The following is a 21,959-nucleotide window of genomic DNA, read 5'->3' as shown; positions in this document are numbered from 1 at the left end:
ATCCATGCGTTTAGCCAGCCGTTTTGGCGCAGTCAACCTTATCCGTCGTGACCGACCGTTAACCCGTGATGAACTGGCACATTATGTACCCAGCGTTTTCAGTGAGGAAAAGCATGCCTCCCGCAGCGACAGATATACCTGTATCCCCACCATCACCCTCCTCGATAACCTGCAGCGCGAAGGGTTTCAGCCGTTCTTTGCCTGCCAGACCCGCGTGCGGAACCCTGACAAACGTGAACACACGAAGCACATGCTGCGCCTGCGGCGTGAGGGCCAGATTACCGGTAAACAGGTCCCGGAAATCATTCTCCTCAACAGCCATGACGGCTCCAGCTCATACCAGATGCTGCCGGGGCTGTTTCGTTTTGTCTGTCAGAACGGTCTGGTCTGCGGCGAAACCTTTGGGGAGGTGCGGGTGCCGCACAAGGGCAATGTGGTGGAGAAGGTCATTGAAGGAGCCTACGAAGTGCTGGGGATATTTGACCGGGTGGAAGAAAAGCGGGACGCCATGGAGTCGCTGATACTCCCCCCACCGGCACAGCAGGCGTTTGCCAGAGCCGCGCTGACGTATCGCTTTGGTGAAGCGCACCAGCCGGTAACAGAGTCTCAAATCCTCTCTCCGCGCCGCTGGCAGGATGAGAGAAACGACCTGTGGACAACCTGCCAGCGCATTCAGGAGAACCTGATGAAAGGTGGCCTGCCGGGCAGAACCGCAAAGGGAAAACGGGCCCGCACGCGTGGGGTTAACGGTATCGACAGCGACGTGAAGCTCAACCGGGCCCTGTGGGTGATGGCAGAAAGCCTGCTGGAAAACCTGAAATAATGTCGCGTTTTCCCGATGGTGTGATTCAGGTATCAACTCATTCACATCCCCTGACCCGCCAGGACAGTTGTCGCGCCATCTCAGACGACGACCTGTGCGCCTGGTGTTCGCACCTTCTTACCGCCCCGGTGAACTCTGCCTGTGTAGCTTAAGCCTCCCCGAAGGTCACTGGCCCTCATGCTGTGATGAAGATGGCTATTCCCAGGCCTGTCCGTCACTTCGCTTCAACAATCCCTCTCAATAACAAAGGAAATTGCATGAATAATGCACTTCACCTCACCTGCACGGTGACGGAATCTCTCACATCACCACGAACTGATGCAGACTGCATCGTGTGCACACCGGTGCCCGATGAACAGCGTGTCGACTTCTGGCCACAGCACTTTGGCAGCATACCGCAGTGGATAATCCTGGAGCCCACAGTCTTCGCCTGGATGGACCGCGTCTGTGAGGATTACAGTGGGGGCATCTGGCAGTTTTATACGTTAAGCAATGGCGGTGCGTTTATGGCGCCCGTAGCCGCTGCCGGCCGCGATGAAAAGTGGAGGTTATTTAACGCCATGAACGGTAACGGTGCCGAAATGAGTGCAGAGGCTGCCGGGCTGGCTGTCTGCCTCATCGCATACAGCCATCATGCCTGCCGCACGGAATGCGACACCATGACGGAGCACTATTACCGGTTGCGGGATTATGCGCTGACGCATCCTGAATGCAACACCATCATGCACATCATCGACTGAGGCCAGCCGCTATGAAACAACAGCTACCCTTGTTTGCCATCGCACTACCGGCATCCGCACAGCAGACTATCCGGGAGGCTATCACTCTGCTGGAAAATCAATTACGTGAACCCGGTACGCCATTCACGTCCAGCCAGTCAGTACGTGACTGGCTGCGTCTGCAGTTTGCCACGCTTGAGCGTGAAGTCTTTATCGTGATATTTCTTGATAACCAGCATCAACTACTGGCTTACGAGATACTGTTTCAGGGCACCATTAACAGTATTACCGTGCACCCACGTGAGGTGGTCAAGGCCGGACTGAAACATAATGCCGCTGCAGCCGTTCTCGCGCACAATCACCCGTCAGGCTACGCAGAACCCAGCACTGCCGACAGGCAAATTACAGAATGCCTGAAACAAACACTGGCATTGGTTGAGATCCGCCTGCTGGACCACCTGATTATCGGTGGTATGGATATTGTTTCTCTTGCAGAGCGCGGCTGGCTATAAGGGTCAGGGAGAAATACGTCTGTAATTAATATGTAATTCTCTTATGAATATACGCTATAGGCACAAATGCCACGAGTTCAGCACGGTAAACAAGAACAAAATCATTATCAGAAGAGGGAAAATAATCAGAAGCAAACGAAAACGCCACATAAACCACATATGGAATTGCTAATATTATAAGCTCATGTGAGAATGCCTTCCTTAAAAGGGGCATTCTCAATCCTCCTGGGGGTAATTATTTTTTTGCTGATTTATAAGATGAACTCAGCTTAATAACATTTATTTTTGTAGCTCTGCTTCGGCTTCCTGCAAGTCTGCCCTGGATTCGTTGAGCTTAGCTTGTTTTTTTGCGATCTTATCAGCACTTCCGGACGCATTTGCCTCCTGAAGCTCCTGTTCCCGCTCGATGACCTTTTGCTGTTTTTTAAGCACGTCAGCCTCACGCTCTTTTGTGAGCGAGGCATCCGTACAGGTTGCGACAACTTCTGCATAGGCTTTTTTTAAGCCCTTAACGCGATAACTATTTTCGTGCGTTTCCGCCTGCCGAATTTGCTGCTCGATGTTATACCGTTTAGCAGCACATCCCGTTAATGCTTCCGCCGCCTGTGCTGAAAGAGAAATGCCCATCGTGACAATTACTGCGATAATTGATTGCTTTTTCATATTTTGATTCTCCATTTATTTAACTCGTCTACTTTGAATCATTTCGGCAAATATAGAATTTTCTGAAATTTTTATTTTCCATAGATGAAGGATTGACGATGAAAGAAACAATAATTTATGTTACAAGTTAATAGCTTTTATAAAAGAGGAACCTGTTTCCATGAAAAAATCTACTATACCAGGATTAGCGTTCATTGCGATAACCAGCTTACTGGCTGGTTGTCATGCACAAACGCAAACATCGGCCTCCAGAGATCAAATTCAATTTAAGACTCAGACAGTGCCTTTGCCGTACAACGTGGTGCTCTCAGGTTCTGTTAATGATCATATGCAATGTGAAAACTGCGGTAATAACGGCAAAAAGACCTTCATCAAAGGAGGTGAGCATCTCAGCCAGTACAGTATGATGATTGACAGCCCGTACTTTGTCTTCCTCTGTAATAACTCAACCGACGACTGTCGCAACGGAAAATGGATTGCAATTAATAAAAATCTCGTCGAACCGCATGTCAGAACGATTTCACTCGCCGGCGATACGGTTCTTAGCGATCTCCGCCCGGCAAATGACGCGCATAACACCTGGCTACAGGTGACTTATGCCAATGGAGAGCAGCACGTATTTACTTTCGACAACAATAAATAGTCGCATATCAACCGACTTTTCTCGCCTGGTTTTCTCAATGGGATTCTTGTCACTGAAAGGAAACGGGATAAGTGTTTGAATAATGGCTGAGAGGCTGGCCTCTCCTGCCATTCCGACATCTCTACGTTTTGTAGTTGCCTTCATGCCGGGTTCTTTGGCATGTTAACCTAACCTGACCTTTCCATTTTGTTCACGTGACGAGTTTGCGAGCACAGCGATGATTAAGTGGCCCTGGAAATCAAATGACGCTGGTCAACATGTGGCGCTGCCGTGGGATGACGCGCTGGCGATCCCCGTGCTGGCCAACCTCCAGCCGGATGAACAGTCAAAGCTGATTCAACTGGCAGATCGCTTTTTGCAGCAAAAGCGGCTGGTCCCGCTGCAGGGGTTTGAGCTGGATGCACATAAAAGTGCACGTATCGCCCTGCTGTTTTGCCTGCCGGTGCTCGAACTGGGTATCGAATGGCTGGATGGTTTCCACGAAGTGCTGATCTACCCGGCGCCGTTTATCGTTGACGACGAATGGGAAGATGATATCGGGCTGGTGCATAACCAGCGCGTGGTGCAGTCCGGTCAGAGCTGGCAGCAAGGGCCGATCATCCTTAACTGGCTGGATATTCAGGACTCGTTCGATGCCTCTGGCTTTAACCTGATTGTTCACGAAGTGGCGCATAAACTGGATACCCGCAACGGCGATCGCGCCAGCGGTGTTCCGCTGATCCCGCTGCGTGAAGTCGCCGGTTGGGAGCACGACCTGCATGCGGCGATGGAAAATATCCAGGATGAGATTGACCTTGTCGGGGAAAGCGCGGCCAGCATTGATGCCTATGCGGCAACCGATCCGGCCGAGTGTTTTGCGGTGCTGTCAGAGTATTTCTTCAGCGCCCCGGAGCTGTTCGCCCCGCGTTTCCCGGCCCTGTGGCAACGTTTTTGTCATTTTTATCAGCAGGATCCCTTGCAGCGTTTGCGGCAAAGTGAGGAGTCCGGCAGCCACGCCTCCCGCCAGGTCCACTAAGGCCTTCCGACAGGGGGACGCTCAACCGACCGTACCCCTAAGCTCAGGGCTAGAAACAGCAGCGCCATCGCCCAGGCGGCCACGATTAAAAACGTTTCACCGAACATGCGCGTCACCAGCGGCACCAGCAACGCGCTGAGGCCGTAGCCCAGGGTATGGCTGGTGGCGATCACCCCCGCCCCTTTGCCTGTCGTTAACCTGTCGTTCAGCAGCAGCTGATATCCGGGCGTTGCCATCGCCGCCCCCAGCGAGGTGATGACGATCCCCACATAGAACAGCGCCACATCCGCGAGACACATCACCCCAAGCCCGACCACCATCAACACCGCGGCCAGGCAAAGTAACGTCATCGGGCGAAAGTGCTGCGGACGCACCACCAGAAACTGGGCAGCGAGCGTTGCCAGCGCGGCCAGGCTCAGCAGCAGCGCAACGTGATGACTGATTTGCGCCGCATTGCCGTCCAGCAATGGGCTCAGATGGGGTGACAGGCCAAGCTGCATCAGACTCACCAGCGCCGCCAGCAGCAGCGCCAGCAGCAGAAACGGCAGCATTGCTGCGGTTAGCCGGGTCGACTGGTGCGCCACCGGCGGCAGCGGCGGATCGGCGACTTCGCGCAGCACCAGCAGCAGAGCGATTAACGGCGCGATCGCCATCAGCCACAGCGGCGCCACCGGGTCAACGCTGAGCATCATCGCCGCCAGCGGCGGACCGAGCAGACGCCCGCAGCTGAGACCGGAGCTGATTGTCGCCAGCGCGGCCATTCTTTTCTCCAGCCCCGCACGCTGAATCGCCCACGTCTGGGCCGCAGGCACCAGCCCTGAGACCGTCAGGCCGTACAGCGTTCGCGAGAGAACCAGCCCCGCCAGCCCCCAGGCGGTATCCAGCCTCCCGGCGGCCATCGCCCAGACCACCAGCGCCATGACGACAAAACTGGCCAGATAGCCGCTGAGCGCGGCCAGCATCACGCTTTTACAGCCGTGCCGCTCGCTCTGGCGTCCCCACCAGGGCGAGGCCGGTAAAAAGAGCATCGATCCGAACATCAACAGACCCGCCCAGACGGAGAGCGAGAGTCCGGTCAGGGTGACCAGCTGCGGCAGCATCACCAGCAAACCGTTTTGTCCGATCCCTAATAAACCTGCACACAATGCCAGGGGCCAGTTCGCTTTCGGGGTGAGATTGTCCGTCAGAGTGTCAGAAAGTGAGCGCATAGAATTGTGAACATAGTGTCAATAAATGTGTGGAAATCATGAACTTTATGAAAACAAATATTGCAAAAATAGTTGCGACTGTAAACAGAATGAATATCATAACGAGAATTATTATCAGTCATGGAATGAGGTACACCTATGCGTACTCTGCCCCGCTCTGCCGGTACAGACGTTGCGGCCCAGTGTTTTTTAAACGCCCTGTTGCGCGAAACGAAGGACTGGCGCTATCTCCCCGCGACCTGTGCGGATGCGTTATCGCAGATCCATATCCCGCTCTCGCCAACCCAGGCCATTCGGGTTTCAGTACACTATTTTTCCCCAACCCAGCATCATCAGTACCGTTTCCCGGCAACGCTTATCCAGAGCGACAGCGACCATGGTGACGCCGTCACTTTCCCTCAACTGGTTGATTTAATTCTTGAAAAACCCTCTGTAAAAGGCTCACTGGATGCCGATACGCTGGCGCGTTTTAAACAGCGCGTCCTCGAAAGCCATGCCCACACCTGGCAGGCGATCGACTTGCGTCACCGCTGGGCAACCCTGCGCGACGCGCCGCTGACGTTCGCCGAGGCGGAACAGGCGCTGCTGGTGGGGCATGCGTTTCACCCGGCCCCGAAATCGCACGAGCCGTTTAACGAAGCCGAAGCGCGTCGCTATTTGCCCGATTTCGCCTCCCGCTTCCCGCTGCGCTGGTTTGCCGTTGAGAGCGAACTGATTGCCGGCGACAGCCTGAACGTCTCCCTGCGCGAACGCCTGCTGCGCTTCGCCGCCCAGAGCGCGCCTGAGCTGCTCGGCCACTTCACCGACACCCGCTGGCTGCTGCCGATGCATCCGTGGCAGGCGGAGTATCTGCTGGAGCAGGCGTGGTGCCAGCGGCTGGTGACGAAGGGTGCTCTGCAGGATCTGGGCGAAGCGGGCGCACAATGGCTGCCGACAAGCTCTTCCCGCTCGCTGTACAGCGAAACCAACAGCGACATGATTAAGTTTTCCCTCAGCGTGCGCCTGACCAACTCGGTGCGCACGCTGTCGGTGAAAGAAGTTAAGCGCGGGATGCGCCTGGCGCGTCTGGCGAAGACGGCGCGCTGGCAGGAACTCCAGGCGCGCTACCCCACCATGCGCGTCATGCAGGAAGACGGCTGGGCGGGTCTGCGTGATGAAAGCGGCACCATTCAGGAAGAGAGCCTGATGGCGCTACGCGTCAACCTGCTGTTTGATACCCCGGCTACGCAAACCAACGTGCTGGTGAGCCTGACGCAGGCCGCGCCGGACGGCGGTGATAGCCTGCTGGCCGCGGCGGTGCGCCGTCTCAGCCAGCGGCTGGATTTACCACTAGCCCAGGCCGCGCGCTGCTGGCTGGACGCCTATTGCGACCGCGTGCTCCTCCCGCTGTTCAGCGCCGAGGCGGACTACGGTCTGGTGCTGCTGGCACACCAGCAAAATATCCTCGTTGAGATGCAGCAGGATTTCCCCGTCGGGCTTATCTACCGTGACTGCCAGGGCAGCGCCTGGACCGAAGGGGCCGACGCGTGGCTGCAGGAGGCGGGCGAAAGCGAGGTGGAAAACCGCTTCGGCGAGAGCCAGCTGCTGCGCTACTTCCCCTATTACCTGCTGCTGAACTCCACCCTTGCCGTGACGGCCGCCCTCGCCGCTGCCGGCTTCGACAGCGAAGAGAGCCTGATGTCCCGGGTGCGTGATGCACTGGCCGGACTGCGCCAGACCGCGAAGCAGACCCGCTGTCTTGACTACGTGCTCGACAGCCCGACCTGGAACTGCAAGGGCAATTTCTTCTGCTACCTGCACGACCGCAACGAAAACACCATTGCCGACCCGGCGGTGATCTATTTCGACTTTAGCAACCCGTTTTACAAGGAGAAGGCGTGATGGCTAACGCGAATATCGTCCATTCCGGCTACGGCTTTCGCTGCACCACAACGGATAAATCTCTTCCGCTGAGCCTGGGTCTCGACGGCAGCGCGGTGCTTGAGCGCATGAACGACATTCCAGACGGCTGGCTGGTCGAGGCGCTGGATCAGCTGTTCGTCGCCGCACCGTCGCTGACCGGCATCACGCTGCCGTGGGCAGTCTGGCAGGATGAACCCCAGGCGCAGGCGCTGTTTCGCCAGGCTCACGGGGATTATCTGGCCCGCGAGACCTTCTGGCAGCTGCCGCTGTGGCTTAAAGGCGAACGTCCGCAGGCCAGCGGTGGCATGCAGTTTGATGAGAGCCGTCAACTGTACTTCCCGCTGCGCCCTCACCGTCCGCAGGGCGAAGTCTATCGCCGTTACGATCCACAGATTAAACGCACCCTGAGCTTCCGCGTGGCGGACGTGGCGCTGGACGGCGAACGTTTTACCCAATGGATGAACAATCCACGCGTCAACGCCTTCTGGGAGATGGCCGGCCCGCAGGCCGAGCAGGAGAACTACCTGCGCCGTCAGCTTGATTCGACGTACTGCTATCCGGTTATCGGCTGCTTTGACGATCGGCCGTTCGGCTATTTTGAGCTTTACTGGGCGCCGGAAGATCGCATTGGTCGACACTATCGCTGGCAGCCGTTTGACCGCGGGCTGCATATGCTGGTCGGGGAAGAGAACTGGCGCGGCGCGCAGTATATCCGCAGCTGGCTGCGCGGCCTGAGCCACTATCTGTTTATGGATGAACCGCGCACCATGCGGATTGTCGCCGAGCCACGTTTCGACAACCAGCGCCTGTTCCGCCATCTGGCTAGCGCCGGTTTCGACACCATCAAAGAGTTCGATTTCCCGCACAAGCGTTCGCGCCTCATCATGAGCGAACGTCACCGCTTCTTCAGCGAGGTGGGCCTGTGAACGCACTCTGGCAAAAAGTGAACCGTGAGATGGTGGCGAAGATCCTCGCCGAGCTGGAATACGAGCGCACCCTGCGCGCCGAGTCCCTGGACACGGACCGCTGGCAAATCACCATGGGCAGCGAAACCTGGCAGTTTCACGCCACGCGCGGGATCTGGGGCTGGCTGCATATCGACCCGAACAGCCTGACCGCCGTGAGCGGCGCGGCCATTGAAGCCGAAAGCGCGCTGCTGCAGCTGGCCACGGTGCTGGAGATGAGCGATGCGCAAACGGCAGAGCATCTGGAAGATCTCTACGCCACGCTGCGGGGCGATATTCAGTTGCTGCAGGCGCGTGAAGCGCTGGATGCCGACGCGCTTATCCACCTCGACCCGGACGAACTGCAGTGTCTGATGAGCGGCCATCCGAAGTTTATTTTTAACAAGGGACGCCGCGGCTGGGGGCTGGATGCGCTGCGCCAGTACGCGCCGGAATACCGCGGGCGTTTTCGCCTGTACTGGGTCGCCGTTAAGCGTGAGCATCTGGTCTGGAGCAGCGACGCCGATTGCGACATTCACAATCTGCTGGCCAGCGCGATGGACAACGCCGAGCGCGCCCGCTTCAACACCCGCTGGCAGGCGTTGGGGCTCGACGACAGCTGGTTGCCTGTGCCGCTGCACCCGTGGCAGTGGCAGCAGAAGATCGCCATTCATTTCCTGGCCCAGCTGGCGCGCGGTGAGATGGTGGAGCTGGGCGAATTTGGCGATGAGTACCTGGCGCAGCAGTCCCTGCGCACGCTGACCAACGCCAGTCGTCGTACGAAATATGACATCAAGCTGCCCCTGACCATCTACAACACCTCCTGCTATCGCGGTATTCCGGGCAAGTACATTGCTGCCGGGCCGCTGGCGTCGCGCTGGTTACAGCAGCAGTTCGCCAGCGACGCCACCCTCACCCGCTCTGGCGCGCAGGTGCTTGGCGAACCTGCGGCGGGGTATCTCTCGCATCCGGGTTATGCCGCATTGCCGAAAGCGCCCTATCGCTACCAGGAGATGCTGGGCGTGATCTGGCGGGAAAACCCCTCCTGCTATCTGCAGGACGGTGAACAGGCGGTGCTGATGGCGGCGCTGATGGAGACCGATAACGCCGGGCGTCCGCTGATTGACGCGTGGATCACACACTCGGGGTTAAGCGCCGAAGCGTGGCTGGAAACGCTGTTTGAGGCGACGGTGATCCCGTTCTATCACCTGCTGTGTCGCTACGGCGTGGCGCTCATCGCCCACGGGCAGAACGTGACGCTGGTGATGAAAGATTACGTCCCACAGCGCATCCTGCTGAAGGATTTCCAGGGCGATATGCGCCTGGTGGATGAGGATTTCCCGCAGGCGCAGAGCCTGCCGGAGCAGGTGAAAGCCGTCACGGCGCGCCTGAGCGCGGATTACATCATTCACGACCTGCAAACCGGCAACTTTGTGACGGTGCTGCGGTTTATCTCGCGTCTTACCCAGCAAAGCGGGGTCAGCGAAACGCGTTTCTACCAGATCCTCGCCGGCGTGCTGCAGCGCTATATGGCTGCGCACCCGGATCTGGCGGAGCGCTTTGCCAAATTCGATCTCTTCAGGCCGCAGATCATTCGCGTGATCCTCAACCCGGTCAAACTGACCTTCTCCGAACACGACGGCGGCAGCCGCATGCTGCCGAACTACGTCTCCGACCTCGATAACCCACTTTTTCTGGCCTCACGGGAGTCAGCGCAATGAAAACCTATGATTTCATCGGCATTGGTATTGGCCCGTTTAACCTCAGCATCGCCGCCCTCGCAGAGGGGCTGGACGGCTTTAGCTCGCTGTTCCTTGAGCGTAAACCGCATTTTTCCTGGCACCCGGGAATGATGGTGCCGGACTGCCACATGCAGACCAGCTTCCTGAAGGATCTGGTCAGCGCCGTGGAGCCCACTAACCGCCACAGCTTCCTCAACTACCTGGTGCAGCGTAAAAAGTTCTACCGCTTTCTGACCACCGAGCAGCGCACCGTCTCTCGCGAAGAGTTTGCCGATTACCTGTGCTGGGCGGCGGAAAACCTCACCAACCTCGCCTTCAGCCAGCAGGTGCAGCAGGTCAGTTTTGATGAGAACAGCGGCCTGTTTGAGGTGGTAACCCAGCGCGATCGCTTCCTGGCACGCCATGTCTGCGTGGGGATTGGCAAACAGATCAATCTGCCCGACTGCGTCACCGTGCAGGACGATACCTGCTTCCACGCCAGCGAGATGATGCTGCGCACGCCGGATCTTGCGGGCAAGCGCGTGACTATCGTCGGCGGCGGACAGAGCGGCGCCGACCTGTTTTTAAATATCTTCCGCGGGGAATGGGGACAGCCGCTGAGCCTGAACTGGGTGTCACGCCGCAACAATTACAACGCGCTGGATGAGGCCGCATTTGCCAACGAGTATTTCACGCCGGAGTACGTGGACAGCTTCTCCACGCTTGGTGAAGAGGCCCGTCGCCAGATGCTGCACGAGCAGAAGATGACCTCCGACGGGATCACCACCGAGTCCCTGCTGGCCATTTACCGCGCCATGTACCACCGCTTTGAAGTACTGCGTGAAAAACCCTGGGCGCACCTGATGCCGTCCCGCTCGGTGACCGCGCTGACGCGGCTGCAAAACGGGCAGCGCCTGAGCATACAGCATCATCTCGACGGCGGCAGCGAGCAGCTGGAGAGCGACGTAGTGATTTTTGCCACCGGCTACCGTGCCGTACAGCCGGCGTTCCTCGCGCCGCTGGCTCACCGCCTCCAGCTGGATAAGGACGACGCCTTCTGTATCAACAACGACTTCACCCTTGAATGGGACGGCCCGCAGAGCAATCGCCTGTTTGCCGTGAATGCCGGGATGCACCGTCTCGGCATTGCCGAACCCCAGCTCAGCCTGATGGCATGGCGTGCAGCGCGAATTCTGAATCGCGCGCACGGCGATGAGCCGTTTGAGCTGGCCACTACCCCCGGCGTGATCCACTGGCGCAGCACCGCCAGCCCGGAGAGCAGCCAGGTTTTTAAATCGTTAGCCAAAACGACTGAGTACTGACACACACATTCAGGATCAACATAACAATGAAACGTTCTCATCTTTGGGTTTTAAATCCGTGCTTGCTTGCAATGCTTTCTACCTCTGCGTGGGCAGAAGAACAAAAGGAAGAAAATATCGTTGTCTCCGCCAGCCGCGCGCACCGCAGCGTGGCGGAGATGGCGCAGACCACCTGGGTTATTGAGCGGGCTGAAATTGAGCAGCAGGTTCAGGGGGGAAAAGAGATTAAAGACGTCCTGGCGCAGCTGATACCGGGCATGGACGTCAGCAGCCAGGGGCGTACCAACTACGGCATGAACCTGCGCGGCCGTTCAATGATGGTGATGGTGGACGGCGTGCGTCTGAACTCGTCCCGCAGCGACAGCCGTCAGCTTGACTCGATCGATCCGTTCAACATCGACCGTATCGAAGTGATCTCCGGCGCCACCTCGCTCTACGGCGGCGGCAGTACCGGGGGTCTGGTGAACATCGTCACCAAAAAAGGCCAGCCGGAGACTGAGGTCGAGTTCCAGACCGGTGCCAAAAGCGGCTTTAACAGCCATAACGATCACGATGAGAACGTGTCGGCGGCGGTCAGCGGCGGGAATGATAACGCGTCCGGCCGTCTGTCGGTCTCCTATCAGCGCTACGGCGGCTGGTATGACGGCAAGGGCGACGAGGTAATTATCGATAACACCCAGACCGGCTTACAATATTCCGACCGTATTGATGTGATGGGCACGGGCACCATCAACATTGACGATCACCAGCAGCTGCAGTTAACCACGCAGTACTACAAGAGCGAATCCGACGGCAAGCATGGCCTGTATCTCGGGAAGAACTTCTCGGCGGTAACGGGTGATGCCACGGCGTATAACAAAAACAACCTGGACTCTGATCGTATTCCTGGTACCGAGCGTCATCTGATCAACCTGCAGTACTCCAATACCGATTTCTGGGGTCAGGACCTGGTTGCGCAGATCTACTATCGTGACGAGAGCCTGACCTACTACCCGTTCCCGACCCTGAGCAAAGGGGCGGTGACCAGCATTGGCGCCTCCCAGCAGAAAACCGATTTTTACGGCGGCAAGCTGACGCTGAACAGCAAACCGGTGGATGACCTGACGCTGACCTGGGGTGTGGATGCCGATCACGAAACCTTTGATGCCAACCAGCAGTTCTTTGACCTGAGCAAAGCGGCGGCGAGCGGCGGCATGAAGCTCGACAACGCCTATAACGTGGGCCGTTATCCGGGCTACAGCATCACCAACCTCGCCCCGTTCCTGCAGGCAAGTTACGACATTGACGCCATCACCCTGAGCGGCGGGGTGCGTTACCAGTACACCGAAAACAAGGTGGACGACTTTGTTGGTTACGCCCAGCAGCAGGCCATCGCCACCGGGAAAGCCACCTCCGCAGACGCGGTACCGGGTGGGAAAACGGATTACAACAACTTCCTGTTTAACGCCGGGATCCTTGGCCGCCTGACCGAACAGCAGCAGCTGTGGTTTAACTTCTCTCAGGGCTTCGAAATTCCTGACCTGGCGAAATATTACGGTTCCGGCACCTATCAGCTTGTCGACGGGCACTATCGTCTGGTTAACAGCGTGAACGTGAACGATTCGAAACTGGATGGTATCAAGGTCAACGCGTATGAGCTGGGCTGGCGTTATACCGGGGATAACCTGCGCACGCAGGTCGCGGCCTATTACTCGCTCTCGGATAAAACCATCACCATCAACAAGACGGACATGACGATTAACCTCGAAGACGACAAGCGTCGTATCTACGGGGTGGAAGGTCAGGTGGACTATTTCTTCACCGACAGCGACTGGAGCACGGGCGCAAACTTCAACGCCATTAAGTCCGAAACCCGTGAAAACGGCAAATGGGAGAAGCTGACGGTTGACAGCGCCAGCCCGTCGAAAGCCAGCGCCTGGGTCAACTGGGCACCGGGCGACTGGACCCTGCGCGTGCAGAGTACGCAGACCTTTGACGTCTCTGATGCCGACGGCAAGAAGATCGATGGCTATAACACCGTCGACTTCCTTGGCAGCTACGCCCTGCCGGTGGGTAAAGTCAGCTTCAGCGTGGAAAACCTGCTGGACAAGGACTACACCACCGCCTGGGGCCAGCGTGCACCGGGGCTGTACAGCCCAACGTATGGCGCACCGGGTCTTTATACCTATAAAGGCCGCGGGCGTACGTTTGGTCTGAACTACTCCGTCCTGTTCTAAGTCATCGCGCCGCCTGCCTGCGGGCGGCGCACTTCCTGTGTAATTTCAGCGCGATTTTGCTATAAAATCAGCGATTTGCTGAAATTGTCGGCAAACGATCAAAAAGGGTGTTTTCCCCCTTTGACAAGGCGTACTGAGGTCGTTACTATGCGCCTCGTTCACACGATTCCTCTGTAGTTCAGTCGGTAGAACGGCGGACTGTTAATCCGTATGTCACTGGTTCGAGTCCAGTCAGAGGAGCCAAATTTGAAAAGCCTGCTTTTGAAGCAGGCTTTTTGCTTTTCTGCGCAAGGTAAATGCAAAACGGCAACCCGGTTGCCGTTTTTAGTGTGTGCACCCTCTCCCGTAGGAGAGGGTTGGGGTAAGGGCATCAAACCGCACGATGTTAACTCAGAATTGCATCCAACCTGGCAAGAACCTCATTTACAACGGCGTCAGGTATGCGTTCCAGCCGCATGCCGTTCCGGGCAGCCATATCAATGGTTCTGGGCTGGTCGCAGCGAATAACGCCCGTTGTTTTTGTCCCCGCCCCTTCCAGTGAAACGGTGAAACCTGCTGTACGTGCAAAGTTCCCGCCGCTGGTGACGGGAACCACTACCGGTAGCCGGGTCAGCTTGTTAAACGATGCCTTCGATACGATGAGTACCGGACGTTTTCCACTTTGCTCGTGGCCGGCAATGGGATCCAGTGAAACGAGCCAAATTTCGCCTCTGTCCATTTACAGGATCTCCTTGCCCACCGCAGGCGCATCAATCCATTCCCGCTCCTCTTCACTCATTTCAGCGTGCGGATCGCACTGCGCCAGCAGCTCCTCAAGGGAATAATGAGGCCGTTTCTGGGGTTCAATAATCAGGCAGCCATTATTAATGGTCATGCCGACTTCGCTGTCCGTCGACAGCTCCAGCGTTTTCAGCACGGCGGGAGGAACCGCCAGCATGATGGATCCACCGACCTTTTTCAGGCGTGTTGTATACATAGCGCACCTCCGAATATTATATTTTAATATAACATCCATAGAGGGAGGTGCACAATTATTCATCAGATTCATGGTGATTTCCTTTTCGTAATGAGTGTGCAGAAAGCCGTTATCCATCGAAGGAGAGTGCAGGTGGGAACGAAGTGCGTAACGAAGAAGGCTGATAATAGAAAACTGGTTTTGCGGTTCAAAGAATTATGGCGGATCGGATAAACGAAATGCGAGGCGGCTTCCGGATTGGAGCTGTGTCGGAGGAGCATCAGCCCGGCGTTACGGGAAACCGCCGCTGTTGAAAAGCCTGCTTTTGAAGCAGGCTTTTTGCTTTTCTGGACTTTGGCGTTAACTCAGCCTATTACGAGGAATAGCCTCCTCCCCCTTCAGAACCGTGATACGAGGAAAAACTCCCGGTTGAGGAGAAATCATTCATACGCGAGCCCATAGATCGTGCAGATGCAGCGCTGGAGCCCCTGAAGCTGACAGGCTGGAAAAGATGCTCTGGCAGCAACAACTGAATGTGCGGCAGAAGGTTTGTTCGTCTGGCTTGCGGCGTGGGCTGATAGTGACCGCTGTTGTTACTCCAGCTGACCAGAATACCATTGTTGATGAGCATATCACCCGCATAGAGCACCTGCTGCCCCCCGGAGAGGGAAGTATGGCCTTCCACGGCGTCAACCGCGCCACTGCTCATATACTCATTGAGAGGATCGTGCCCCCTGGCGCAACGAATTTGTGTGGGATCGGTCATCAGGATGACAAAAATGAACCGGCCGTTAGGTGGCATGGTGACCGCGTTTCCCTGAAGCGTCACCAGCGATAATGTGCCTGGAGTGAGGCGCTGCAAGGTAAAAATCTGATCCTGCCTCGCCGGCGCTTGTGGAGTAAAAAGAACCAGAGAAACGGGCTGTATTGCCGAATGAGTAGCTAATACCTGAGATAATATCCCGGTAAAAGGCATTTCGTCTTTAAGCATCTCTACTTCCTGTCTGAGGTTTTACTATCCATGTAGTGGATAAATTGATGACATAAATCTGAATGATGAAAAATAATACAGGCCGGAATATACCGGCCCTGATTGACTAGGCAGTCGCCCGCTCATTCCACGCATCTGAATGGATGATATTTCCGTCCTTGTAGGTCCAGGTGATTTTTTCATAACGCAGCTGAACACTTTCCATATGATTGAATTTTTCCGTCGCCGGATTTTTAACGTTATGCATTACCGGTGCGACGGAAACCACCTTCACGTTTTCCAGTTTGATATTGTAATACTCCGCCTCCTGTCCCGCGTCATTAATCGCGTACCACTTGAATTCTGCAGATTTCAGCGTCTGGCCTGTCGTCACGGCCTTAAACAGATAAGGCGATGAAGAGTCGAACTCTTTGACAAAGACGACGGGCGCATGAATACGGGTACCCGTGAGTCGCCCGGTATTGCCGTCTGTCGGAATACTCAGGGAGTGCACAAATTCAATAACCTCAATACTGCCTTCACGTTTCTCGACATCAACAGAGCCTTTGATATCTGCACCACCATCATCCTTCAGCCAAAGATAAGACGGAATAGCCATTTCATAAATTCCTTTTAATTAATAAAGATAAATGCATTCATGTTACAAATATGAATGGGATTATTACGATATCATATAACTCTGTTTCTCGTAAGCCAGCATATTTCCTGAGATAAAGACTGCCAGATCAGAATAAATCAGAATTGACATTCTTTTTATATAATATGAGATCAGTAAACATATATATAGCGAATGATTAATACTTCAGAAGTCGGTAATTTTATCGTTATAGTCATGCGCCAGCGAACGCAGTATTTGCGTTACGCGCCCTGCGGAAAGTTTGGCACTATGGTTAAAATATGTTTGTGTATTTATCCAGTGAATGAAACGCCTGCTGGTCGTTAAAGAGAGCGTTTGCGCGTGACTGCTATCCCCCCCTGTTAATGGGCAAACCATCTTACGATTTTCCCCCTGCGTCCAAAGCTGCCACTGGCTTTGCCACCAGCCATGCTGTGTTGTCGCCTGTAAATGCCAGGGTTTACTACTCTCCCCGTCATAGATCTCCTCTTCGATAAACCAAAGTTCGCCCTGCCGCTGACGAAACAGATCTGCCCAAACGGTAATCACTGCGCCGCGAAGAAAGCATTCGTGTGAAATAACATGCATTTTCACTTCAGGAAAAAGGAGGTGCAGTACCCTAAAATGTCCGTGAGCTGCGATAACAGGCCGAAGTATCGCACCTCTGGCATTACGTTTCAGTTCTGCACTGCCATACTGAATTTCATCAAACTGGCTGCGACGCAGAAACTGCATCTCACGCTTATCAACGCGATTGACAATATCCGTTTGTCGCAAATCAGGCTCAGTACTCCCGCGCCAGCGATATCGTAGCGTTTCGCCAGTATCGTGCTGAGTGAAATTTGTGGAAACATGAAGAATATTACCGCGTGCGGCATCGAAACTGAGGAGAACGTACAGTTTCTGTTCTGCACTGCTTCCCTGGAACGGCACAATGAGTGGAACCGTTTCAATACGTTCTGGGGGAGCACTCTTTCTTAATATTTGCTGTTTGGGTGTCCAGACTTTTCTACAGGTCCGGCACTGAATGCGCTGTGTTCCCTGGGGGTTATAACCATAGCAGATAGTTTCCTGGCAATAACATTCAGGGCAAAAAAGACCCTTTTCTGAAGCATATGCAGTTAAGTGAGCAGAGAGCCACTGATTAAATTGTTGTTCGTCAAACAGTGGAGGATAACTCCCGCATGCTCGACAGTGTAATGCCGGATATCCCAACCTGTAATCTGGCCAGATGTAATCTTCAGATGCTGATAGGGGAACACCTAAATTACGGCAACCAAACGATTTGCAGGTAGTAATCGTAAATTGAATCACTCTACGTCACCAACGATTTTTAAAGGTCGATGATTTTGACTCATAGCGTGAGTTTAATAGTGTGAGCAGACTCGCATAAAAAATGCTTTCAGAACGTAAAGTAACGCCTCTTTATATAACTAAAAGGAACTGATTGTGAATATAAAAGCGGTTACCGTAAGTATTCTGTTGGCGTTACCGTTATGGGCTAACGCCAGGGATGTCACCCTTATTTATACCAACGATCTCCACGCACATGTGGAGCCGTATAAAGTTCCCTGGAGTGCTGATGGCAAACGAGATGTCGGGGGGTGGGCGAATATCACCACCCTGGTAAAAGAGGAAAAAGCCAAAAGTAAAGCCACATGGTTTTTTGATGCCGGTGACTATTTTACTGGTCCTTATATCAGTAGTTTAACGAAGGGAAGAGCAATTATTGATATAATGAATACCATGCCGTTTGACGCTGTCACAATGGGTAATCATGAATTTGATCACGGCTGGGATAATACGTTATTACAACTCAGTCAGGCGAAATTTCCAATTGTACAGGGCAACATATTTTATCAGAACAGCAGCAAATTATTCTGGGATAAGCCTTATACCATCATCGAAAAAGATGGCGTGAAAGTCGGCGTCATTGGTTTACACGGCGTGTTTGCCTTCGATGATACCGTATCAGCTGCAACGCGCGTAGGTATTGAAGCCCGGGATGAAATTAAATGGCTTCAGCGCTACCTCGATGAACTGAAAGGAAAAGTCGACTTGACCGTATTGCTGGTTCATGAAGGTACGCCGGCGCGCCAGTCCAGTATGGGGGGGACCGATGTGCGCCGGGCACTGGACAAAGATATTCAAACGGCAGGCCAGGTGAAAGGTCTGGATATTCTGATTACGGGCCATGCGCATGTTGGAACTCCGGAGCCGATTAAAGTCGGCAATACGCTGATCCTCTCGACCGACAGCGGCGGTATAGACGTAGGAAAACTGGTCCTGGACTACACGAAGCCGCATCAGTTTACGGTGAAAAAATTTGAGCTTAAAACGATTTACGCGGATGAGTGGAAGCCCGATCCGCAAACGAAACAGGTGATTGATGGCTGGAATAAGAAACTTGATGTTGAGGTGCAACAAACGGTGGCGCAGTCGCCGGTTGAACTGACGCGTGCCTACGGTGAATCAGCCTCGCTGGGGAATCTGGCAGCCGACGCACTGCTGGCGGCAGCCGGTAAAAATACTCAGCTCGCCTTAACCAATTCGGGCGGTATACGCAACGAGATCCCGTCTGGCGCGATAACGATGGGCGCCGTCATAAGTACTTTCCCGTTCCCTAACGAACTGGCCACGATGGATCTGACGGGTAAACAACTGCGCACATTAATGGAACATGCCGCAAGTTTAAGCAATGGCGTTTTACAGGTATCAAAAGGCGTGGAGATGAAGTACGACAGCAGCAAACCGATTGGTCAGCGGGTCGTCTTATTCACACTAAATGGAAAACCGATTGAGGACGCGACACTCTACCACATTGCCACCCAGAGCTTCCTTGCGGACGGCGGTGACGGCTTTACGACGTTTACAGAGGGTAAGGCACGTAATACAGCAGGCGGTTACTACGTTTCTAACGCGGTGATCGATTACTTCAAGGCGGGCAATACCATTACGGATGAACAACTCCACGGCATGCGTGTTGTTGATGTGAAGAAATAAAGGTTCATGCACTGAAAATTCGACTGAACTCCGTTGAAGGGTTCATACCCCGGAATGAGCCCTTTTCAGGCTATCGCCTTTTTTCAAAGGAACGGGTTATGAAGATAAAGCTTAGTATGATGGAGCCAGATTTGAAAAACCTGCTTTTGAAGCAGGCTTTTTTGCTTTGCCGCCTTACAGCACAAACTCATAGTGCGAGCCATCCGGCAGCTCTACGGCAAGCTTAAGTTTTCCACCCGCTGCCTCAACGTAGCGCTTGAGTGAAGAGAGTTTCAGATCGCGCCCGGGCTTTTCCATAACCGCGACGGTGGGCTGCCTGATACCCAGCGCATGCGCCATTTCGACCTGCGTTTTTTGCACCTTTTCACGTAGCTCTGCAAGGTTGATGTTAAGCAAAATGTCAGCAGCCATTGCCTGTGCGCTGGTAACAACATTCGGTTTTTCATCCGCTATAAGCTGCTCAAGGTTTCTGCCCATCACGTAACGTCCTCTCTTTTAATGTATTCAACCAGTGAGTGAATTCCCGGTCAGCCACCAGAAGCATCTCATCGTAAAATCGTCTTTCGTTACCGGCCTTATTGCCTGCACAAAGCACAATGCCCGTTCGGTTTGGGTCAAATGCGAAAAATGCCCGCAACGGATCACCCTTACTCTGAATGCGCAACTCTTTCATGTTACTGTGACGAGAGCCTTTAAGCGTATCAGCATAGGGTCTCGACAATGCCGGCCCCTTTTCGCGCAAAACAAGCAGTGCTGCCAGCACGCATGCTCGGTCAGTATCGTCAAGTGAACGAAACCAGTAATCAAACCTGTCCGTCGTGTTAATTGTCCACACACTTCCCCCAAGAAATATAGATCACAAACTATATAGTCGTAAAGCTATAGCAGCGATTATCCTGAGAGAACGTGCATGATTCATGTGTTGATACGCGAAAGCTGAAGACGTGCAGGAGTATTTCGGTGAATCCTCGTCAGACATTCACCGCATTGCGAGCAGTATCGTAAAAAAGTTCAGGATTCCGTGAGCTGACGCCAGGCCGCCACTTCCTCCTCCAGCCATTCGACGAAGAGAGCCACTTCCGGTTTCGCCTCCGTTAACTGCGATGTTACCAGCCAGTAAGGCCAGGGATACGGCGCAGTGAATGGGGTAAGCTGGACCAGTTCACCCCGGGTGATGGCATCCTGAACCAGAGAACGGCGCTCCAGCGCGATACCTTTACCGAGCCTGACAGCCTCAAGGACTAAGTTTGAATCGTTAATGCATAAGCCGCCGGGCACAATTTCTTTTTCCAGCCCCGCATTAAAACACCAGGTTTTCCACGACTCCATGGAGAATATGATCTGGCTTTTCGCCACCTCAGTCGGCGTCGTCGGGAGGACACCGCCGTTATATCCGGGCGCCGCCACAACAATCAGCTCATCAGAAAAAAGATAATGGCAGTCGCTTCCTTCCCAGTTCCCTTTCCCCATGCGTATCGCAATATCTATCCCTTCCTGCTGCATGCTGGTGATCGTCAGGCTGGCCTGAAGTCGCAGCGTGATGTGCGGATATTTTTCCCGAAACCGTTCCAGACGCGGCAACAGCCAGTGACAACCAAAAGACGGCACCATCGCCAGCGTCAGTTCCAGTATTCTCGGTTTCACCTGCACGAGCCGGGTGGCATCTGCGATATGGTTAAGCGCCTCGCGCACCTGTAACGCGTAGAGCCGCCCCTCTTCGTTGATCTGCACCCCTCGGCCATGACGGATAAACAGCTTCACCCCCACCATTTCCTCCAGCACTTTAATCTGCTGGCTGATGGCGGAATGAGTCACATGAAGCTCTTTCGCCGCGAGCGTTACGCTGCCAAGGCGAGCCACCGCTTCAAAACTACGCAAACTTGCGATAGGTGGAAAATCCGACATGAAACCACTCCCTCATATGCTGAATCAGATAAACGGCAACCGGCCAATATGTCAGTAATACTAACTCAGGCCGTAAGATACTGATGATATTCGCCATAACGAATTTATTGTAATGTCTGTTTATCATCTTCTATGAAGCGTTTTTTCACACAGACAGGAAAACAGGAATCATGATAAAGCTGATTGGCATGATGGATTCTCCTTATGTACGCCGCGTGGCGGTCTCCCTGGAACTTTATGGCGTTGCGTTTGAAAGCCAGCCGCTGTCGGTATTCAGCACATTTGAGGAATTTTCCCGGATCAACCCTGCGGTAAAAGCGCCCACACTGGTTCTGGATAATGGAACACGTCTGATGGACTCATCGCTGATACTGAATTATTTTGAGGCCCAGGCTGCCCCTGAACGGAGACTGCTGCCCGTGGCACCGGATGCGCTGGCAAACGATCTGCAGACGCTGGGCTTTATCCTCGCCGCCGCGGAGAAAGCGGTCCAAAATGTGTATGAACACCACCTGCGCCCGGCTGAGAAGCAGCACAATCCATGGATAGAACGCATCACCCACCAGTTGCTGGCTGCCTGCCGGGAATGGAACACCCTGCTGGAACGGCGTCCGGATAATGCGGTGGCCGATCAGGTTGCGGTCACCAGTACGGTTATCTGGACATTTATTCAGTCAATGATCCCTCACGTCGTTAACGCCGGTGATTTTAAAAAGATTCAGGCGGTTGCCGACGTTTTCGAAAACCAGGCGGCATTTAAGAAGTACCCTTTCAGTTAACGCTTCGCTCGGCGTGTTATGG

Annotated in this window: 22 protein-coding genes and 1 tRNA gene; 13 read left to right on the top strand and 10 right to left on the bottom strand. The window is 54.4% G+C overall.

Translation table 11 applies throughout. The annotated features are described in order from the left end of the window. The first annotated feature begins 4 nt into the window (after positions 1 to 4). The 3 genes from EKN83_RS09485 to radC all read left to right on the top strand — a co-directional run bounded on the left by EKN83_RS09485 (position 5) and on the right by radC (position 2,054). On the top strand, positions 5 to 823 hold the full coding sequence (locus EKN83_RS09485; RefSeq protein WP_126800787.1) for a DUF932 domain-containing protein: 819 nt from the start codon (positions 5 to 7) through the stop codon (positions 821 to 823). 257 nt (positions 824 to 1,080) lie between these two features. Then, positions 1,081 to 1,563, top strand: coding sequence for an antirestriction protein (locus EKN83_RS09475; RefSeq protein ID WP_126800786.1), 483 nt, complete (start codon positions 1,081 to 1,083; stop codon positions 1,561 to 1,563). Positions 1,564 to 1,574: 11 nt separating this feature from the next. Further along, a complete protein-coding gene (gene radC / locus EKN83_RS09470; RefSeq protein ID WP_126800785.1) occupies positions 1,575 to 2,054 on the top strand; it encodes a RadC family protein in 480 nt (159 codons plus the stop codon). 279 nt (positions 2,055 to 2,333) lie between these two features. Here radC and EKN83_RS09465 read toward each other — a convergent pair whose 3' ends face one another. Continuing rightward, complete coding sequence (locus EKN83_RS09465) at positions 2,334 to 2,717, bottom strand: DUF1090 domain-containing protein (protein ID WP_126800784.1); 384 nt, start codon at positions 2,715 to 2,717, stop codon at positions 2,334 to 2,336. Positions 2,718 to 2,877: 160 nt separating this feature from the next. On the opposite strand from EKN83_RS09465, the gene EKN83_RS09460 reads away from it, so the two are divergent. Together EKN83_RS09460 and mtfA are read left to right on the top strand one after the other, a co-directional pair. Next, positions 2,878 to 3,360, top strand: coding sequence for a hypothetical protein (locus tag EKN83_RS09460; protein WP_126800783.1), 483 nt, complete (start codon positions 2,878 to 2,880; stop codon positions 3,358 to 3,360). A 217-nt stretch (positions 3,361 to 3,577) separates the two neighbouring features. Further along, complete coding sequence (mtfA, locus tag EKN83_RS09455; RefSeq protein WP_046888392.1) at positions 3,578 to 4,375, top strand: DgsA anti-repressor MtfA; 798 nt, start codon at positions 3,578 to 3,580, stop codon at positions 4,373 to 4,375. On the opposite strand, the gene EKN83_RS09450 is transcribed toward mtfA, so the two are convergent. Beyond that, complete coding sequence (locus EKN83_RS09450) at positions 4,372 to 5,583, bottom strand: MFS transporter (RefSeq protein ID WP_126800782.1); 1,212 nt, start codon at positions 5,581 to 5,583, stop codon at positions 4,372 to 4,374. The two genes, mtfA and EKN83_RS09450, sit on opposite strands and share 4 nt — an antisense overlap. A gap of 138 nt (positions 5,584 to 5,721) precedes the next feature. On the opposite strand from EKN83_RS09450, the gene EKN83_RS09445 reads away from it, so the two are divergent. The 6 genes from EKN83_RS09445 (at position 5,722) to EKN83_RS09420 (ending at position 13,931) form a co-directional block, all read left to right on the top strand. Next, complete coding sequence (locus tag EKN83_RS09445) at positions 5,722 to 7,464, top strand: IucA/IucC family protein (protein ID WP_126800781.1); 1,743 nt, start codon at positions 5,722 to 5,724, stop codon at positions 7,462 to 7,464. Beyond that, positions 7,464 to 8,411, top strand: coding sequence for a GNAT family N-acetyltransferase (locus EKN83_RS09440; protein WP_126800780.1), 948 nt, complete (start codon positions 7,464 to 7,466; stop codon positions 8,409 to 8,411). Before EKN83_RS09445 ends, EKN83_RS09440 begins: the two co-directional genes overlap by 1 nt. Then, entirely contained in the window at positions 8,408 to 10,150 is a 1,743-nt protein-coding gene (gene iucC, locus EKN83_RS09435) for an IucA/IucC family protein (protein ID WP_126800779.1), read from the top strand. The genes EKN83_RS09440 and iucC overlap by 4 nt, the downstream gene beginning before the upstream one ends. Beyond that, positions 10,147 to 11,472, top strand: a complete 1,326-nt coding sequence (locus EKN83_RS09430) for a lysine N(6)-hydroxylase/L-ornithine N(5)-oxygenase family protein (RefSeq protein WP_126800778.1) — start codon at positions 10,147 to 10,149, stop codon at positions 11,470 to 11,472. Before iucC ends, EKN83_RS09430 begins: the two co-directional genes overlap by 4 nt. A 26-nt stretch (positions 11,473 to 11,498) precedes the next feature. After that, the gene (locus EKN83_RS09425) at positions 11,499 to 13,688 is read left to right on the top strand and encodes a TonB-dependent siderophore receptor (protein ID WP_047959011.1); all 2,190 of its coding nucleotides are present in this window, start codon (positions 11,499 to 11,501) and stop codon (positions 13,686 to 13,688) included. Between the two features lie 167 nt (positions 13,689 to 13,855). Then, positions 13,856 to 13,931: transfer RNA gene (locus EKN83_RS09420), tRNA-Asn, on the top strand. Positions 13,932 to 14,073: 142 nt separating this feature from the next. Here the strand turns inward: EKN83_RS09420 and EKN83_RS09415 are convergent. From EKN83_RS09415 to EKN83_RS09395, 5 genes are all read right to left on the bottom strand, one after another. Further along, positions 14,074 to 14,406: a type II toxin-antitoxin system PemK/MazF family toxin gene (locus tag EKN83_RS09415; RefSeq protein WP_036112097.1), complete on the bottom strand. Its 333-nt coding sequence runs from the start codon at positions 14,404 to 14,406 to the stop codon at positions 14,074 to 14,076. Continuing rightward, positions 14,407 to 14,664: an antitoxin gene (locus EKN83_RS09410; RefSeq protein ID WP_045286302.1), complete on the bottom strand. Its 258-nt coding sequence runs from the start codon at positions 14,662 to 14,664 to the stop codon at positions 14,407 to 14,409. A gap of 352 nt (positions 14,665 to 15,016) precedes the next feature. After that, positions 15,017 to 15,634 carry a hypothetical protein gene (locus EKN83_RS09405; protein WP_025760086.1) on the bottom strand — a complete coding sequence of 206 codons (618 nt, stop codon included), beginning with the start codon at positions 15,632 to 15,634 and terminating at the stop codon, positions 15,017 to 15,019. A gap of 106 nt (positions 15,635 to 15,740) precedes the next feature. Continuing rightward, on the bottom strand, positions 15,741 to 16,232 hold the full coding sequence (locus EKN83_RS09400; RefSeq protein ID WP_045286301.1) for an Hcp family type VI secretion system effector: 492 nt from the start codon (positions 16,230 to 16,232) through the stop codon (positions 15,741 to 15,743). A 204-nt stretch (positions 16,233 to 16,436) separates the two neighbouring features. Continuing rightward, positions 16,437 to 17,564: a cytoplasmic protein gene (locus EKN83_RS09395; protein ID WP_126800777.1), complete on the bottom strand. Its 1,128-nt coding sequence runs from the start codon at positions 17,562 to 17,564 to the stop codon at positions 16,437 to 16,439. A 135-nt stretch (positions 17,565 to 17,699) separates the two neighbouring features. Between EKN83_RS09395 and EKN83_RS09390 the strand changes: the two genes are divergently transcribed. Beyond that, entirely contained in the window at positions 17,700 to 19,253 is a 1,554-nt protein-coding gene (locus tag EKN83_RS09390) for a bifunctional metallophosphatase/5'-nucleotidase (RefSeq protein WP_126800776.1), read from the top strand. Positions 19,254 to 19,427: 174 nt separating this feature from the next. Here EKN83_RS09390 and EKN83_RS09385 read toward each other — a convergent pair whose 3' ends face one another. From EKN83_RS09385 to EKN83_RS09375, 3 genes are all read right to left on the bottom strand, one after another. Continuing rightward, positions 19,428 to 19,730, bottom strand: coding sequence for an XRE family transcriptional regulator (locus EKN83_RS09385; protein WP_126800871.1), 303 nt, complete (start codon positions 19,728 to 19,730; stop codon positions 19,428 to 19,430). Beyond that, the gene (locus tag EKN83_RS09380) at positions 19,714 to 20,088 is read right to left on the bottom strand and encodes a type II toxin-antitoxin system RelE/ParE family toxin (protein WP_095450342.1); all 375 of its coding nucleotides are present in this window, start codon (positions 20,086 to 20,088) and stop codon (positions 19,714 to 19,716) included. Before EKN83_RS09380 ends, EKN83_RS09385 begins: the two co-directional genes overlap by 17 nt. Before the next feature lie 176 nt (positions 20,089 to 20,264). Further along, the gene (locus tag EKN83_RS09375; protein WP_126800775.1) at positions 20,265 to 21,158 is read right to left on the bottom strand and encodes a LysR substrate-binding domain-containing protein; all 894 of its coding nucleotides are present in this window, start codon (positions 21,156 to 21,158) and stop codon (positions 20,265 to 20,267) included. Positions 21,159 to 21,328: 170 nt separating this feature from the next. On the opposite strand from EKN83_RS09375, the gene EKN83_RS09370 reads away from it, so the two are divergent. Then, positions 21,329 to 21,937, top strand: coding sequence for a glutathione S-transferase family protein (locus EKN83_RS09370; protein WP_025760078.1), 609 nt, complete (start codon positions 21,329 to 21,331; stop codon positions 21,935 to 21,937). Positions 21,938 to 21,959: the final 22 nt, after the last annotated feature.

It is taken from the genome of Enterobacter sp. WCHEn090032 (genome assembly GCF_003986875.1).
GTDB lineage: Bacteria > Pseudomonadota > Gammaproteobacteria > Enterobacterales > Enterobacteriaceae > Enterobacter > Enterobacter sichuanensis.
The sequence above is the reverse complement of the archived record's forward strand: the minus strand, read 5'-3'. Positions and strand labels throughout refer to the sequence as shown.

Bases quoted from the DNA above. Each gene is read 5' to 3' on its own strand.
- EKN83_RS09460 (WP_126800783.1), top strand. From the start codon at position 2,878: ATGAAAAAATCTACTATACCAGGATTAGCGTTCATTGCGATAACCAGC.
- EKN83_RS09425 (WP_047959011.1), top strand. From the start codon at position 11,499: ATGAAACGTTCTCATCTTTGGGTTTTAAATCCGTGCTTGCTTGCAATG.
- EKN83_RS09385 (WP_126800871.1), bottom strand. From the start codon at position 19,730: ATGGGCAGAAACCTTGAGCAGCTTATAGCGGATGAAAAACCGAATGTT.
- EKN83_RS09465 (WP_126800784.1), bottom strand. From the start codon at position 2,717: ATGAAAAAGCAATCAATTATCGCAGTAATTGTCACGATGGGCATTTCT.
- EKN83_RS09440 (WP_126800780.1), top strand. From the start codon at position 7,464: ATGGCTAACGCGAATATCGTCCATTCCGGCTACGGCTTTCGCTGCACC.
- EKN83_RS09430 (WP_126800778.1), top strand. From the start codon at position 10,147: ATGAAAACCTATGATTTCATCGGCATTGGTATTGGCCCGTTTAACCTC.
- mtfA (WP_046888392.1), top strand. From the start codon at position 3,578: ATGATTAAGTGGCCCTGGAAATCAAATGACGCTGGTCAACATGTGGCG.
- EKN83_RS09405 (WP_025760086.1), bottom strand. From the start codon at position 15,634: ATGCTTAAAGACGAAATGCCTTTTACCGGGATATTATCTCAGGTATTA.
- EKN83_RS09370 (WP_025760078.1), top strand. From the start codon at position 21,329: ATGATAAAGCTGATTGGCATGATGGATTCTCCTTATGTACGCCGCGTG.
- EKN83_RS09410 (WP_045286302.1), bottom strand. From the start codon at position 14,664: ATGTATACAACACGCCTGAAAAAGGTCGGTGGATCCATCATGCTGGCG.
- EKN83_RS09485 (WP_126800787.1), top strand. From the start codon at position 5: ATGCGTTTAGCCAGCCGTTTTGGCGCAGTCAACCTTATCCGTCGTGAC.
- EKN83_RS09475 (WP_126800786.1), top strand. From the start codon at position 1,081: ATGAATAATGCACTTCACCTCACCTGCACGGTGACGGAATCTCTCACA.
- radC (WP_126800785.1), top strand. From the start codon at position 1,575: ATGAAACAACAGCTACCCTTGTTTGCCATCGCACTACCGGCATCCGCA.
- EKN83_RS09450 (WP_126800782.1), bottom strand. From the start codon at position 5,583: ATGCGCTCACTTTCTGACACTCTGACGGACAATCTCACCCCGAAAGCG.
- EKN83_RS09375 (WP_126800775.1), bottom strand. From the start codon at position 21,158: ATGTCGGATTTTCCACCTATCGCAAGTTTGCGTAGTTTTGAAGCGGTG.
- EKN83_RS09415 (WP_036112097.1), bottom strand. From the start codon at position 14,406: ATGGACAGAGGCGAAATTTGGCTCGTTTCACTGGATCCCATTGCCGGC.
- EKN83_RS09400 (WP_045286301.1), bottom strand. From the start codon at position 16,232: ATGGCTATTCCGTCTTATCTTTGGCTGAAGGATGATGGTGGTGCAGAT.
- EKN83_RS09445 (WP_126800781.1), top strand. From the start codon at position 5,722: ATGCGTACTCTGCCCCGCTCTGCCGGTACAGACGTTGCGGCCCAGTGT.